We start from the raw sequence: 15,414 nt of genomic DNA, 5'->3' as shown, positions 1-15,414 counted from the left end.
TCGCAGCCCTAAACAGACAAGGACCGTTATGAAACCTCAGGCCAAGGACAAGGCTCGTCCGCTGCCCCGCGAGTGCATTTACCCGTACGATGAGCTCAGCACTCTCCAGGGTTATCCTTCCAGGACGGACTTCACGGTTTTTCAGACTAACGACGGGCGCGGTGCGGCAATTACGGCACAGCGCGATTACCTGCGCATCAGCCGAATCTGCCGGGTGTCCGGGCTACTGACCCATGCGCGCCATCTGCATACCGTGCAACTGGCACCGGGGATCCACGTCTATGACCCGTTTTTTTCAGGGCTGCTGCTGCACGCCTGCGACCCGAATGTCTTTCTCGACATGAGTGAGATGTGGTTATGGGCATTGCAGGACATCAAACCGGGCAGCGTGCTGTGTATGGATTACGCCAGCACTGAAGACAAACTGGTGCCACAGTTCGCCTGTCAGTGCGGCTCACCCGACTGCCGTGGCTGGATCACCGGCTACGATGATCCGCCAAACGCCGAAGGCCTGAAGTTCCTGCAACATTGGCATCGACATAGCCCCTGCTGAACAGAGGCTCTGCGCTGTTTACAAGGCACCTACCGGACGCAAACGGTATTGCGGCGGCAGTTGCTCGAAACCGCTGATGGTCGCATTCAGGCTTTTCCAGCGACCGTCCTTGATGCCGTAGATGCAACCGTGGATCGACAGGTTCTGCCCGCGGTGCCAGGCATTTTGCACAATGCTGGTATGGCCGACGTTGGCCACTTGCTGGATCACATTGAGCTCGCAGAGACGGTCAACCTGCTCTTCTTCTGTCGGCAATTGGCCAAGCTCTTCGCGGTGCTCGTAATAAAGATCGCGAATCGAGCGCAGCCAGCCGTCGATCAGGCCCAACTGACGGTCCTGCATCGAAGCGCGCACGCCGCCGCAACCATAGTGGCCGGTGACCAGGATGTGTTTGACCTTGAGCACGTCCACCGCGTACTGAATCACCGACAGGCAGTTGAGGTCGGTGTGCAGCACCACGTTGGCAACGTTACGGTGCACAAACAGGTCGCCAGGCAACATGCCGACGATTTCGTTGGCCGGTACACGCGCGTCGGAGCAACCGATCCACAGGTATTCCGGGGTTTGCTGGCGAGCCAGTTTGGCGAAGAAGTCAGGATCCTCCTGCTTGATCGCATCGGCCCAACGCGCGTTGTTATCAATCAGATCTTGTAATTCGTTCATGCTCTGAAACCTCAAGAATGATGCGCTACTGTGACAGACAACCGCCCATCGGGGTCACGCGGGTGTTGCAGGTAGCCGAACAGAAATAGCTTGGAATCTTTAAGGGTAACGCCTGTCCACCCTATAGGGCCCCACATTATGAGGTTTTTCCATGACTGATTCACGACGTCCGTACGGCGCGGTCCAACCCGAGCCTATCGACGACAACGAAGACCGCATGGGCTCGATGCGCGAACTGGATTTCGATGAAGAAGAACCCGGCGAGACCATCGGCGGCCTGATCCCCGAGCATGAACGTGTGCAACAGATGCCCAGGAAACACATTCGTGAAGCGGGCATGCCCGAGGACTCGACGGATGACGACGAGTCACCCGACGACATGAGCCCGGGAAACCTGATCCGTGAAGATGGCGCCCGTGACGCCCATGAGGCCGGAGAAGGCGATCAGGCTGATTGGGATTTGAGCATTGTCGATGAGGACGAAATCGGCGGCGGCAACGGGCTGGATGAGGCTGAACTGGCGGAGCGCGATCCGATTGATGGTAATCGGTAGGCGCTGCCGCAAGCTGCGATCCTTTGATTTTGATCTTGTGTCGCAACGAAGACTGTTAAAGATCGCAGCCTTCGGCAGCTCCTACGGGATCAGTCGACCAACGTGCAGGCCATCACCACCGCATCTTCACGCCCACCCACCGCCGGGTAGTAATCGCGACGGCGACCGATTTCGTTGAAGCCATAACGCTCGTACAAGCGAAATGCTGCACGATTGCTGTCGCGCACTTCCAGGAAGCATTCCCGGGCCTGCGCCTTGTAAGCAATCGACATCAAGTGCTCAAGCAGCGTCAAACCCAAGCCGCGCCCCTGATTTTCCGGCTTGACCGTGATGTTCAGCAAATGCGCCTCATCGAGGATGATTTGCACCACGCCGTGGCCAACCTGTTGCTGACCTTCGAACATCAGCCAGATCTGATATTTGCCCAGACCATCAAGAAAAATCCCACGGGTCCAGGGATGACTGAACGCCGCGTATTCAATTTTCAGTACAGCGTCCAAATCCGCTTCGGTCATCGGGCGGAACGATACAGCGTCACTCATTCGATTCTTTCCAGCGCGCCATCAGCCGACGCATGGCTTGCCAGACATCAGCCTTACGCTGTGGCTCTTCCATTAATAATTCCAGGCCAGGCAGCGCCCAGGCCGAACCCAGGCCTTCGACCTGAAGCTCGCGGTTGTAGGATTGCGCATTCGCTTCACCGGCAAAACGCACCGCCGGCAAACCGATCAACCACAGGCACACACAAGGCGCGTCTTCCAGGCGAGCAGAAAGGAAGCCTTGAACGAAATCGCGGGCGGCTTCCGGCCCCTGATCCATGGTTCCGCGCACCAGCAGTGGCCAACGGACCGGTTCGCCGACAATTTGCGGGCTATCCGGCAGACCCGCAGCGCGCAGCATGTCCTTGAGCAGCAAGTAGCCCGGATCGCGAGCCTGGAACGCACCACCCGTGGGTAACTCCACCAGCAGCAGGCAACGGCCGGCCCGCAGCAATTGCAGGGCAAAACGCGGCGGTGGCACTGGCGGTGCCTTGGCCGCGACCGGTGCGTCTTCGGCGTCCTCGACCGGTTTGCTCGCCGGGCGCGCAACCGAAGGCGTTGGCCGCGGCACTTCGACCTTGACCCGCTCGACCGGTCTGGCCACGGGCTCTACGGCCGCTTTCGCGACCTGAGCCGACGCAATCGGCGTCTCGATCAACGGCTCTGGCGCTTCCAGCAGCTCGGGCCGCGACGGTGCGGCAAAGGGCAATTCGGTGCGCGGCAGCCAGTTGACCACCTGCATGGCGGTCAAATAGGCGCGGCGACGGGACTCGATAAGCAAAGGTCGGCCACTTGTGGATAACTGAAGTGCAGGGATTCTACCGCCCTTCGCTCAAGATCGCCCGCTGTTGATCGAGAGAAAAGCGACTGTCCGTCCCGCCGATCCCCCGAGGATGATTCCCATCGCGCGTGATGCAGTACAATCGCTGCTTTTAATCGCCAACCAGCCGGCCATTCCAATGATCGAACCCAAGCGCGTCTTGCGCGCCCTCGCCGAACACTGGGCACTTCTGGAGCCTTTGTGCGAGCACTTCGACCAAGGCACCCTGAGCCTCAACGAACTGCGCTCACAGCTGGCCGCCCAGCAACTGGACAGCACGCCACAGGACATCACCAGCCTGCTGGACGTGTGGATCCGCCTCGACATTCTGGTTCCCGTGGCCAAAAGCCCGAACCGTTTTGAACTGAACGCGCAGATTCACGACTTCCTCGCCTATCTGCGCCGTGAGCACCGCTTGGGCCTGTGCCTGGAAATCGAAGCCTACCTACGCCATCTGGAGCGGCTGGCCGGTTACATTCAGGACGCCTTCGACATCCGTGATGGCAATGATCTGGCGCGCCAACTGCGGTTGCTCGACATGCGCGTACGCGATGTCCTGAAGAAACTCGCCAACGACGAACAGGCCTTGGTGGCCGTCGCCGAACGGGCCAAGACCAGCGACCGACAGATTCCGTTGCGTCAACGTTATGCCGAAGTGTTGGCAACGTGGGATGAATACGTCGAGCCGATGATTCAGTTGGTCAACGCCGACGGCGCCTTCGAGCAAGGCGTGCGCAAGGTGGAAAACGTGCTGTTGCGCATGCTCAGCGAACAACAGCGCCTCGGCCATCTGGTCGACGACGACATGCTGCTACGCACCCACGCGCGCATCCTCGAAATGCAGACCAGCGCCCAGTTGACCTTGCGTCACGCCCGCGAGCTGTTGCTGCCGCTGCGTGAAGAAGCCCGCCGGCACAACGCCGTGACCCGTGGCGCGGCGCTTGCGCTGTCGATGATCCGCCGCAAGGGCATCGACGCGGTGCCACAAGCGGCCATGCCGATGTTCACCCGACCGCAAAGCACCTTCCTCGGCAGCGCCAGTCAGGTCGAAGCCTACGTTTATGCACTGGCGCGTTTCGAGCCAAAACCAGCGCGTTTCCCCAAGGCCCACAAAACGCAAAAAGGCGAAGCCCCACGGGCACCGCGCACCGTTCGGGAAATGCTCGAACGCTGCGAAGACGCACTGCCGATGCCGGACTTGATGACCTGGCTGCTGGAGCAGGAACCGGACGGCGCAACCGACGAGTTGCTGTACTGGTTCTCCCGCCTGTCACGGGAAAAACGCTTCAAACGCGAGCGCCTGGAACGCCGCGACTACCACACTCACGAGCACCAGGTCAGCCTGCGCTCCTTCGCCCTGCTCTCGGCCCGCGATGACGCGCCCGAGCATTCTGCGAGCACACCTCATGCATCTTGATCTATCCGAACTTTCTCAGCTGGCGCCGATCTTTCGCGAGCTGTTCAAGGGCTACCACGTCAGCCGTCGCGATCCTGAACTGTACGCGCAGCTGTCGAACTTTCAGGACCAATACCGCACGCTGTTCAAGGCCCTGGGGTTTGAGCTGGTCTGCGACACACGGGGCTTCTACTACTTTGTCCCGGACCTCGCCGCAGCAGCAGTGAACAAGACTGCCCAGCGTCTGGCGTTGTTCACCTTTATCCTCGTCGAGCACCTGGCTGACCAGGGCCGCGATCCGATTGCCGTGCTTGATGGCGGCAGCCTCGGTCGCGATGAACTGCCGTCGTTGCTGGAGAAATACCGCGACCTGTTCATTCAGGCCGAAGTACAAACCCAGGAAGAGCTGGAAGAAAAAATCATGCGCCGCATGACTCAACTCGGTTTCGCTGGCGAAGAGAACGGCATCTACCGCTTCCTGCCGCCGATGCACCGCTTCCTCGACGTTTGCCTGTCGGTGCAGCAAGACCGTGACCTGGCCGCCAGTCTGCACAGCGTACTGCCATTGCCGGCGCCGGTGCTGATCGATGACGACACTGACGAAAAACTGCTGCAAACCGATGATCCGCTCGACCTTAGCGCATTCAAGGTGGAGAGCGCGGAAGACAGCGAAGAATTCGCGTTGGCCCGTGCCATTGCCGAAGAACAGGAGCTCGACGCATGAGCAAGGAACGTTACGGCATTCGCCGCTTTGCCCTTTTGAACACCGCCGGTTACAGCCTCGGGCTGTTCCCGCTGGAAGAGCCGCTGTCGGTCTACGGCGCGAACAACCTCGGTAAATCCGCCTCGATCAACGCCTTGCAGTTCCCGATTCTGGCGCGCATGTCGGACATGAGTTTCGGCAAGTACAGCCTTGAACAGTCGCGGCGTTTCTATTTCGCCTCCGACACTAGCTACATCCTCGTCGAAGTCGCCCTGCCCCACGGCCCCCACGTGATTGGCGTGGTCGGACGTGGCCCGGGCGGTGGTTTTGGTCACCAGTTCTTCGCCTACGCCGGCAAACTGGACCTCGCCCATTACCAGAAAAACGATACCTGCCTGCGCCAGAAGGAGCTGTTCACCAACCTGGAGCGCGAAGGTCTTAAAGCCTACGAACTCAAGCCGGACGAGCTGCGTCGGTTGCTGGTGGGTGGCCACACATCGGTGCCGTTGGACCTGACACTGATCCCGCTGCGCTCCACCAGCGAGCAGAGCCTGAAGACCTTCCGCGCGTTGTTCATCAACCTGCTGCACATGCGCGAAATCACCGCGGCCAAGCTCAAGCAACTGTTCCTCGACGCTTTCGAACATAGCCTGCGTTCCGGCAGCGTCGATTACATCGCCGCGTGCGAAGAAGCTTTCCGCGACGTGCGCCGCATGGAGCAGGACTACAACTCGCTGGTCACCGCCGGTCCGTTGGTCGAAGCACTGTCCGCCGGGGTTACACAGCGCAACATCCTGCGCGGCAAATTGCACCGCATCTCGCCGTTGCTCGACTCGTTGCTTGGCACTTGGTCGGACTACGCCAGTGCGCGCAAGGAAGAACTGACGATTCAGGCCGAACACTACCGTAACGAGCAGGACGCGCTGCAAAACGACCAGCGCGGTGGTACTCAGGAATTGATGCGCCTGGAACGCGAAATCACCGGCATTCAGCGCTGGCTCGGCGAGCTGTCGGTGCTCAAGCATCGCTTCGCCCTGGTCGATGACGTCAAGGTGCTTGAGCAGCAACTGCTCGCCGCCAAGGACGCGCACGATGAACTGGCCGGTGCGCTGGCACAGTCCCGTCAATTCAGTGCCGAAGACCTCGAAGAGCGTCTGCGGGATCTGGAAAAACGCCTGAAGTCGGTCAAGCAGCAACTCGATCACGCCGACAACAACAGCTACGCCCGTTTGCGCGAAGAGTTCTCGCAACAGGACGTCGAACGCCTGATGCGTCTGTTCAACAGTGCGCTGTTCAGCTTGCCGCTGGGTGAACATGGCATTGCCCTGGACGAAGACGGCCAGTGGGTCAAATCCATGGAGCTGATCCTCGATGGCTTCAAAGGCGAGCGCTTCGAAGTGCCGGGCCTGTCCATCGACCTGTCGCACATCGAGCCACCGGCCCTGCAAGCCTTGGCTGACCGCGCAGCCTTACGCGATCAGAAAGAGCGTCTGGACAAAGAACTCAAGCAACTGAAAACCCAAGCGGCCGTCGCGGCAGATCGCGCGGCCAGCAAAACCCAGACCGAAGCGCTGTACCAGCAAGTGCTGGATGCGCAAAAAGCCCTGGAAGACTTCCGCCGCTCGCAAACCCTGAGCGCCGAGGAAGGCGACAAGCTGGAACAGCTTGGACAATTGGAGGCGGCGCAAGACGAGTTGAAGCGTTCCAGCGATGCCTTCACCGAACGCGTCCAGCAACTGTCGGCCAAGCTGCAACTGGTCGGCCGGCAGATCGGCGACATGGAAGCCAAGCAACGCACCCTAGACGACGCCCTGCGCCGCCGCCAGCTGTTGCCGGCAGACTTGCCGTTCGGCACGCCGTTCATGGACCCGATCGACGATTCCATGGACAACCTGCTGCCGCTGCTCAATGACTATCAGGACAGCTGGCAAGGCCTGCTGCGTGTCGACGGGCAGATCGAAGCGCTTTACGCCCAGGTTCGCCTCAAGGGCGTGGCCAAGTTCGACAGCGAAGACGATGTCGAGCGTCGCCTGCAATTGCTGATCAACGCTTACGCGCACCGCACCGACGAAGCCCTGACCCTCGGCAAGGCCCGCCGTGCGGCGGTCACCGACATCGCCCGGACCCTGCGCAATATTCGCAGTGACTACGACAGCCTTGAACATCAACTGGCGCTGTTCAACCGCGAGATCAACAAGCGTCAGGTCTCCAACCTGCAGAGTTTCCGCATCGTGCTGGCGCCGAACAAGGAAGCCCTCAAACATATCGACCAGATCATCCATAGCGCAGGTCAGTATGAAGAAGGCGAGACCCTGTCGGTGTTCGACCTGAGCCAAAGCGCTGATCAGGACAACAAGAACGAAGAAGCCAAGGAATACCTGGCGCGGTTGGTGGCAGCGAACCACAACCAGCTGGGCCTGAAGGACCTGTTCGAGCTGGCGTTCGAAATCACCAAGGTCAACGGACAGCCGGTGATTCACACCGACATCGATGGCGCGGCGTCCAACGGCACCACTATGACCATCAAGGCGCTGACCAACATGTACTTGTTGCTGCACTTGATGGATCGCGACCAGGCCGGGCGTGTGCGCTTGCCGTACTACCTCGACGAGGCGGCGGACATCGACGAGAAGAACCAGGCCGCCCTGCTGGAAACCAGCTTGCAGCTGGGCTTCGTGCCGATCCTCGCCAGTGTGAAGCCGCAGGTTTGCGCCAGTGTCGCCATCGACCTGGAAGGTGGCAGCGGGCCGCAGGGTATCTACATTGACGAGGCGGACTGGAAGTACATTCGTCGGCATGACGAGGTGAAGGCTACGGTCAACGTTGAGTCGACTGAACCGGAACTGGACGCGGTTTAAACCTCTCACGGGTGTCGTAACAAAAAAGGCCGCGATCCTGATGGATCGCGGCCTTTTTATGATTGCTGTTGCGGGTTATTTACCGAGGGAAATCTTCGGCGCCCAGACCAGCCACTCATCCTCGAACTTGTCGAACAACGGGAACGTCTGCTCGGGTCGTGCGGGGCTGCCCATACGATCACCATCCGGTGTAGCGAACGCAATGCCGCCTTGAATCAGGGTTTCCAGTGATTCAGTGCGCATAGTCACGCCCTTGAACAGACCAAAGTCTGCACCAAAACCGCTGCTGTTCCAGAAGCGAGTGCCGCTGCGCACCAACGGCGCATATTTCGGTTCAATCAGGATATGAATCAGCACCCGGTCCGCCGTCTGGCCCAACTCATAGCCAGTCACCTTGCCCACCGTGATCTCGCGGTAAGTTACCGGCACCCCGGTCTTCAAGGAACCGCGGCGAGCGGCACTCAACACCAGACTCAGACCGGCCTCTTGAGTCGTCGCTTCAGGGGGCTGCGACAATGCGACAAAACTCTTCTGCGACCCGAGGTTTTTCGCGGCGGGCTGAACCTCGATGTATTGCCCGGTGACTAGCGTTTCCAGGTTGGATGTTTTGATCAAGCCCAGCTCCGGCTTGACCACCCAGAACTGGCTGCCGACTCGAGCAATGCGCTCCGGCACTTCGGTGATGCGTGCGGTGAGTAAAACCGATTGCAGATCATCACTGAGGTCGACGCCTTCTACCTTACCGACGTCGAGCCCTTTGAAGCGAATTGGCGTACCGCTGCGCAAACCGTCGGCACGATCGACCTTGATCGTGACCACAGCGCCCTTCTGACTCGCCTCGTCATGGTTGGCGAACAGCCGGAAACGTGGAATCCGCTTCTGTAACGGCGCCGTGGCTTGCGGTGTTTCGAACGCAATACCGCCGGCCATCAGGCTTTGCAGGGATTCGCTTTTGACCTGAATCCCGCCGGTGAGTCCACCGGTCAGGGTGATGCCGCTGGCATTCCAGAATCGAGTCGAGGCGTTGACCAGTCCTTCGTACTCTTTCTCGATGTGGACACCGATCACCAACTGCTTTTTGGTGCGCGAGAACTGATAGCTCTGTACCGAACCGACTTTGACCTGCTTGTAGAGAATCGGGCTACCGACTTCCAGCGAACCGAGGTTTTCAGTGAACAGCACCAAATGCAAACCTGGAGAACGCAGATCCAGAGGCGGCGGCTTCGGCCGTGCCTCGAATTCGCGTTGCGGTGCGCTGCCCTTGTCGCCTGGGCGCACGGCAATGTAGTTACCTTTTACCAAGGCCTCCAACCCGGTAATCCCCGCCAGCGAGATTGACGGTTTGACCACCCAGAACTGGGTCCCGGTCACCAGGTAATCCTCGGCCAGCGGGTCCAGAGTCAGCTCGGCCGTCGCGCTGGACAAGTCCGGATCGACTTTGAGCGCTTTCAGGTTACCGACCTGAATGCCTTTGTACATCACGGGTGTACGGCCGGCCTGCAGGCCTTCGAAGTCGCTGAGTTTCACTTTGACACGAATACCGGCCTGAGCAGCGTCGAAGTCTTCATAGAGACGAAACGGCAGGCTTGGATCGGTGGGCGGGCTGTCTTTGCGGTTGTCCGGTGTGGCGAAGGCGATACCGCCCGCAACAATACTGGCCAGCGACTCACTGCGCACTTTCACGCCGGACAGGTTGGCATCGATGCTGATCCCGCTGGCATTCCAGAAACGCGTATGTTTGCGCACCAGGTTAGCGTAGGTGGGTTCGATAAAGACTTTGATTTCGACGGTGCTCTGGTCTTCGGACAGCAAGTAACTTTTCACCTGACCGACCTGAATCTGCTTATAAAACACCGGACTGCCACGGTTCAGGGAGCCCAGACGATCAGCCTTGATGGTCAAGTGCAAGCCTGGCTTGGAGTCAGACAGCGGTGGCTCTTTGGCCAAGGCCGTAAACTTGCGACTTGGCTCACCTTCACCTGGGTTGATCGCCACGTAGTTACCCGAAACCAGCGTTTCCAGGCCAGTAATCCCGGCCAGAGTGACACTCGGTTTAACCAGCCAGAAACGCGTACTGGTCCTCAGGTATTGTTCAACGTCCTTGTTCATTTCGATGGTGGCGATAACCCCGCGAGTTTTTCCCTCGTCATCCAGCGTCAGGTTTTTAACCTTGCCGACCGGCATACCTTTGTAGACAACTTCGGTCTTGTTAGCCTGAATACCTTCGCCGCTTTCAAAGCGAACCTGAACTTCAATACCGGTCTCATTGTAAGCACGCCAGCCCAGCCATCCGCCAATCATCAAGGCGATCAAGGGCAGAACCCAAATAGCCGACCAGTTCGAAGCCGGTCGAGTTTTCGCTTTAGGCAAATCAGTCATGGTCGTCGTCCGACTCCGTGTTATCCCAAATCAGTCGGGGATCGAAAGTTACTGCAGCAAGCATTGTCAGAATCACCACGCTGGCGAAGGCCACCGCGCCAAGATTCGCCTCGATACTGGCAAGTCGACCGAAGCTCACCACCGCCACCAGAATGGCGATCACGAAAATATCCAGCATTGACCATCGGCCAATGAACTCGATAAACCGATACATCACGATGCGTTGCCGTGCGGATAGAGGCTGACGGCGCTGCACCGAAAACAGCAGCAATGCGATGCCCACCAACTTGAAGGTCGGTACCAGAATACTGGCGACAAATACCACGGCAGCAATCGGAAACATCCCGTGCTGCACCAGGGTGATCACGCCGGACATGATGGTATCGCCTTCACCCTGCCCTAACGTGCTGACGGTCATAATCGGCAACACATTGGCGGGTATATAGAGAATCGCCGCGGTAATCAGCAACGCCCAGGTGCGCATCAAGCTATTGGGGCGACGCGCATGAACCAGTGCGCCACAGCGGGTGCATGTCTGCTCGTCGGTGTCCGGTTCCTGCTTGTTAAGCTCATGGCATTCGATACAAATCAGAATGCCCGCATCAATCGCCCGCATGAGCATCCTCTCCTGACAACGCCTGCCAGATCTGATGAGGCGACATCACTACCTCAAGCCAGACCTGCACCAACAGCAAACTGATAAAACACACCAGGCCCAAGCCAACCGTTATCGACGCGAGGTCAGCCAGTTTGACGATGGCCACCAGCACGCCCATCAAATAGACCTCGAGCATTCCCCAGTCGCGTAGATGGTGATAAATGCGATAGAGCAGCAAGCCATAGCTGCGTCCGACATCAAAACGAACGCTCAGCAATACCAACAACTGACAGAGCAACTTGAGCAGCGGTATTCCCATGCTGCACAGAAACACCACCACTGCCACGCCTTGCATCCCGGTATCGAACAGGCCAACGACGCCACTCCAGACAGTGTCGTGCGACGACTGTCCGAGTAGATGGAGCTGCATGATGGGTAAAAAGTTTGCAGGAACGTACAACAGCAGCGCGGCGATCACTAATGCAAGGCTACGCTCCACGACATTGTGCCGGTGGGCGTAGAGCTCATAACCACAGCGCGGACATAGGGCTTTCTCGCCATGGGCGAGTTGCGGCTTGCGCATCAGCAAGTCGCATTCATGACACGCCACCAAGTCGTCCAGCGGTAAATCTGACAGCCCTGGGGCGTCAACCGGATCTGGCATAAAAGGCTCAGGTTCTGAAAATAAGGGCTCTATTTTAGTGTTCTGACCGAAAAATAACTGTGCAATTTTGTTTCAATCCTGAAATGAAACTTTCTCGCAGGCAAAACAAAACCCCTACCTGCATACGCAGATAGGGGTTTCGGAATTTAATCTTGACGATGACCTACTCTCACATGGGGAAACCCCACACTACCATCGGCGATGCATCGTTTCACTGCTGAGTTCGGGATGGGATCAGGTGGTTCCAATGCTCTATGGTCGTCAAGAAATTCGGTAGCCAGGTCGTCACTCGCGCAACGCTCCAGCAAATGGGTATGTGATAGCTCGGTGCTTTGTGAATCGCAAACTTTCGGTTTACTTCGTCTTCACACACCGCAATCTGGCGCCCTTTCGAGTCACTAAATTGCTTGGGTGTTATATGGTCAAGCCTCACGGGCAATTAGTATTGGTTAGCTCAACGCCTCACAGCGCTTACACACCCAACCTATCAACGTCGTAGTCTTCGACGGCCCTTCAGGGAACTCAAGGTTCCAGTGAGATCTCATCTTGAGGCTAGTTTCCCGCTTAGATGCTTTCAGCGGTTATCTATTCCGAACATAGCTACCCGGCAATGCCACTGGCGTGACAACCGGAACACCAGAGGTTCGTCCACTCCGGTCCTCTCGTACTAGGAGCAGCCCCTCTCAAATCTCAAACGTCCACGGCAGATAGGGACCGAACTGTCTCACGACGTTCTAAACCCAGCTCGCGTACCACTTTAAATGGCGAACAGCCATACCCTTGGGACCGGCTTCAGCCCCAGGATGTGATGAGCCGACATCGAGGTGCCAAACACCGCCGTCGATATGAACTCTTGGGCGGTATCAGCCTGTTATCCCCGGAGTACCTTTTATCCGTTGAGCGATGGCCCTTCCATACAGAACCACCGGATCACTAAGACCTACTTTCGTACCTGCTCGACGTGTCTGTCTCGCAGTCAAGCGCGCTTTTGCCTTTATACTCTACGACCGATTTCCGACCGGTCTGAGCGCACCTTCGTACTCCTCCGTTACTCTTTAGGAGGAGACCGCCCCAGTCAAACTACCCACCATACACTGTCCTCGATCCGGATAACGGACCTGAGTTAGAACCTCAAAGTTGCCAGGGTGGTATTTCAAGGTTGGCTCCACGCGAACTGGCGTCCACGCTTCAAAGCCTCCCACCTATCCTACACAAGCAAATTCAAAGTCCAGTGCAAAGCTATAGTAAAGGTTCACGGGGTCTTTCCGTCTAGCCGCGGATACACTGCATCTTCACAGCGATTTCAATTTCACTGAGTCTCGGGTGGAGACAGCGCCGCCATCGTTACGCCATTCGTGCAGGTCGGAACTTACCCGACAAGGAATTTCGCTACCTTAGGACCGTTATAGTTACGGCCGCCGTTTACCGGGGCTTCGATCAAGAGCTTCGCGTTAGCTAACCCCATCAATTAACCTTCCGGCACCGGGCAGGCGTCACACCCTATACGTCCACTTTCGTGTTTGCAGAGTGCTGTGTTTTTAATAAACAGTCGCAGCGGCCTGGTATCTTCGACCGGCATGGGCTTACGGAGCAAGTCCTTCACCCTCACCGGCGCACCTTCTCCCGAAGTTACGGTGCCATTTTGCCTAGTTCCTTCACCCGAGTTCTCTCAAGCGCCTTGGTATTCTCTACCCAACCACCTGTGTCGGTTTGGGGTACGGTTCCTGGTTACCTGAAGCTTAGAAGCTTTTCTTGGAAGCATGGCATCAACCACTTCGTGTTCTAAAAGAACACTCGTCATCAGCTCTCGGCCTTAGACCCCCGGATTTACCTAAGAGTCCAGCCTACCACCTTAAACTTGGACAACCAACGCCAAGCTGGCCTAGCCTTCTCCGTCCCTCCATCGCAATAACCAGAAGTACAGGAATATTAACCTGTTTTCCATCGACTACGCTTTTCAGCCTCGCCTTAGGGACCGACTAACCCTGCGTCGATTAACGTTGCGCAGGAAACCTTGGTCTTTCGGCGTGGGTGTTTTTCACACCCATTGTCGTTACTCATGTCAGCATTCGCACTTCTGATACCTCCAGCAAGCTTCTCAACTCACCTTCACAGGCTTACAGAACGCTCCTCTACCGCATCACCTAAGTGATACCCGTAGCTTCGGTGTATGGTTTGAGCCCCGTTACATCTTCCGCGCAGGCCGACTCGACTAGTGAGCTATTACGCTTTCTTTAAAGGGTGGCTGCTTCTAAGCCAACCTCCTAGCTGTCTAAGCCTTCCCACATCGTTTCCCACTTAACCATAACTTTGGGACCTTAGCTGACGGTCTGGGTTGTTTCCCTTTTCACGACGGACGTTAGCACCCGCCGTGTGTCTCCCATGCTCGGCACTTGTAGGTATTCGGAGTTTGCATCGGTTTGGTAAGTCGGGATGACCCCCTAGCCGAAACAGTGCTCTACCCCTACAGTGATACATGAGGCGCTACCTAAATAGCTTTCGAGGAGAACCAGCTATCTCCGAGCTTGATTAGCCTTTCACTCCGATCCACAGGTCATCCGCTAACTTTTCAACGGTAGTCGGTTCGGTCCTCCAGTTAGTGTTACCCAACCTTCAACCTGCCCATGGATAGATCGCCCGGTTTCGGGTCTATTCCCAGCGACTAGACGCCCTATTAAGACTCGCTTTCGCTACGCCTCCCCTATTCGGTTAAGCTCGCCACTGAAAATAAGTCGCTGACCCATTATACAAAAGGTACGCAGTCACCCAACAACGTGGGCTCCCACTGCTTGTACGCATACGGTTTCAGGATCTATTTCACTCCCCTCTCCGGGGTTCTTTTCGCCTTTCCCTCACGGTACTAGTTCACTATCGGTCAGTCAGTAGTATTTAGCCTTGGAGGATGGTCCCCCCATATTCAGACAAAGTTTCTCGTGCTCCGTCCTACTCGATTTCATGACCAAGAGATTTTCGCGTACAGGGCTATCACCCACTATGGCCGCACTTTCCAGAGCGTTCCGCTAATCTCAAAGCCACTTAAGGGCTAGTCCCCGTTCGCTCGCCACTACTAAGGGAATCTCGGTTGATTTCTTTTCCTCAGGGTACTTAGATGTTTCAGTTCCCCTGGTTCGCTTCTTAAGCCTATGTATTCAGCTTAAGATACCTAACTTATGTTAGGTGGGTTCCCCCATTCAGACATCTCCGGATCACAGTCTGTTTGCCGACTCCCCGAAGCTTTTCGCAGGCTACCACGTCTTTCATCGCCTCTGACTGCCAAGGCATCCACCGTATGCGCTTCTTCACTTGACCATATAACCCCAAGCAATCTGGTTATACTGTGAAGACGACATTCGCCGAAAATTCGCAATTACTCACAAATTTTACCTTAGCCTGATCCGTTACCAGTGAAAGTAACGTTCAGTCTATCTTTCTATCACATACCCAAATTTTTAAAGAACGATTCTGATAAAGATCAGAAATCAATATTCATTCGAATATTCATTTCTGTACTCTACAATAAGCCAGCTACAAACAGTAAATGGTGGAGCCAAACGGGATCGAACCGTTGACCTCCTGCGTGCAAGGCAGGCGCTCTCCCAGCTGAGCTATGGCCCCGTAATTGGTGGGTCTGGGCAGATTCGAACTGCCGACCTCACCCTTATCAGGGGTGCGCTCTAACCAACTGAGC

11 protein-coding genes, 2 tRNA genes and 2 rRNA genes (1 of these 15 only partly in view) are annotated in these 15,414 nt (G+C 57.0%); 5 read left to right on the top strand and 10 right to left on the bottom strand.

The genetic code is table 11. The features are described 5' to 3' along the window. Window positions 1-28: 28 nt before the first annotated feature. Complete coding sequence (locus BLL42_RS18215) at window positions 29-553, top strand: SET domain-containing protein (protein ID WP_071553318.1); 525 nt, start codon at window positions 29-31, stop codon at window positions 551-553. 18 nt (window positions 554-571) lie between these two features. Here BLL42_RS18215 and can read toward each other — a convergent pair whose 3' ends face one another. Then, the gene (can, locus tag BLL42_RS18210; protein WP_071553317.1) at window positions 572-1,216 is read right to left on the bottom strand and encodes a carbonate dehydratase; all 645 of its coding nucleotides are present in this window, start codon (window positions 1,214-1,216) and stop codon (window positions 572-574) included. A 151-nt stretch (window positions 1,217-1,367) separates the two neighbouring features. Between can and BLL42_RS18205 the strand changes: the two genes are divergently transcribed. Then, window positions 1,368-1,769: a serine kinase/phosphatase gene (locus tag BLL42_RS18205; RefSeq protein ID WP_071553316.1), complete on the top strand. Its 402-nt coding sequence runs from the start codon at window positions 1,368-1,370 to the stop codon at window positions 1,767-1,769. Between the two features lie 89 nt (window positions 1,770-1,858). Here the strand turns inward: BLL42_RS18205 and rimI are convergent, their stop codons facing one another. Together rimI and BLL42_RS18195 are read right to left on the bottom strand one after the other, a co-directional pair. Then, window positions 1,859-2,311, bottom strand: coding sequence for a ribosomal protein S18-alanine N-acetyltransferase (gene rimI, locus BLL42_RS18200; RefSeq protein ID WP_071553315.1), 453 nt, complete (start codon window positions 2,309-2,311; stop codon window positions 1,859-1,861). Further along, window positions 2,304-3,089, bottom strand: coding sequence for an energy transducer TonB (locus BLL42_RS18195; protein ID WP_071553314.1), 786 nt, complete (start codon window positions 3,087-3,089; stop codon window positions 2,304-2,306). Before BLL42_RS18195 ends, rimI begins: the two co-directional genes overlap by 8 nt. A 178-nt stretch (window positions 3,090-3,267) precedes the next feature. On the opposite strand from BLL42_RS18195, the gene mksB reads away from it, so the two are divergent. The 3 genes from mksB to mksF are packed head-to-tail and all read left to right on the top strand — an operon-like array spanning window position 3,268 to window position 8,085. Next, a complete protein-coding gene (gene mksB / locus BLL42_RS18190) occupies window positions 3,268-4,545 on the top strand; it encodes an Mks condensin complex protein MksB (RefSeq protein ID WP_071555789.1) in 1,278 nt (425 codons plus the stop codon). Beyond that, window positions 4,535-5,248 carry an Mks condensin complex protein MksE gene (mksE, locus tag BLL42_RS18185; RefSeq protein ID WP_071553313.1) on the top strand — a complete coding sequence of 238 codons (714 nt, stop codon included), beginning with the start codon at window positions 4,535-4,537 and terminating at the stop codon, window positions 5,246-5,248. Before mksB ends, mksE begins: the two co-directional genes overlap by 11 nt. Next, window positions 5,245-8,085 carry an Mks condensin complex protein MksF gene (mksF, locus tag BLL42_RS18180; protein WP_071553312.1) on the top strand — a complete coding sequence of 947 codons (2,841 nt, stop codon included), beginning with the start codon at window positions 5,245-5,247 and terminating at the stop codon, window positions 8,083-8,085. Before mksE ends, mksF begins: the two co-directional genes overlap by 4 nt. Window positions 8,086-8,160: 75 nt before the next feature. Here mksF and BLL42_RS18175 read toward each other — a convergent pair whose 3' ends face one another. From BLL42_RS18175 to BLL42_RS18145, 7 genes are all read right to left on the bottom strand, one after another. Further along, window positions 8,161-10,464, bottom strand: coding sequence for a PqiB family protein (locus BLL42_RS18175; protein WP_071553311.1), 2,304 nt, complete (start codon window positions 10,462-10,464; stop codon window positions 8,161-8,163). Then, on the bottom strand, window positions 10,457-11,080 hold the full coding sequence (locus BLL42_RS18170) for a paraquat-inducible protein A (protein ID WP_071553310.1): 624 nt from the start codon (window positions 11,078-11,080) through the stop codon (window positions 10,457-10,459). The genes BLL42_RS18175 and BLL42_RS18170 overlap by 8 nt, the downstream gene beginning before the upstream one ends. Further along, window positions 11,067-11,726, bottom strand: coding sequence for a paraquat-inducible protein A (locus BLL42_RS18165; protein WP_071553309.1), 660 nt, complete (start codon window positions 11,724-11,726; stop codon window positions 11,067-11,069). Before BLL42_RS18165 ends, BLL42_RS18170 begins: the two co-directional genes overlap by 14 nt. Window positions 11,727-11,876: 150 nt before the next feature. Continuing rightward, window positions 11,877-11,992 (bottom strand): 5S ribosomal RNA (gene rrf / locus BLL42_RS18160). A gap of 152 nt (window positions 11,993-12,144) precedes the next feature. Then, window positions 12,145-15,035 (bottom strand): 23S ribosomal RNA (locus BLL42_RS18155). Window positions 15,036-15,265: 230 nt separating this feature from the next. Then, a tRNA-Ala gene (locus tag BLL42_RS18150) sits at window positions 15,266-15,341 on the bottom strand. A 5-nt stretch (window positions 15,342-15,346) separates the two neighbouring features. Continuing rightward, window positions 15,347-15,414 (bottom strand) — tRNA-Ile (locus tag BLL42_RS18145); it runs 9 nt beyond the window's last position.

The sequence above is a fragment of the Pseudomonas frederiksbergensis genome, from assembly GCF_001874645.1.
In the GTDB taxonomy this organism is placed as follows: Bacteria; Pseudomonadota; Gammaproteobacteria; order Pseudomonadales; family Pseudomonadaceae; genus Aquipseudomonas; species Aquipseudomonas frederiksbergensis_B.
This window is presented reverse-complemented; position numbering and strand designations above follow the sequence as displayed.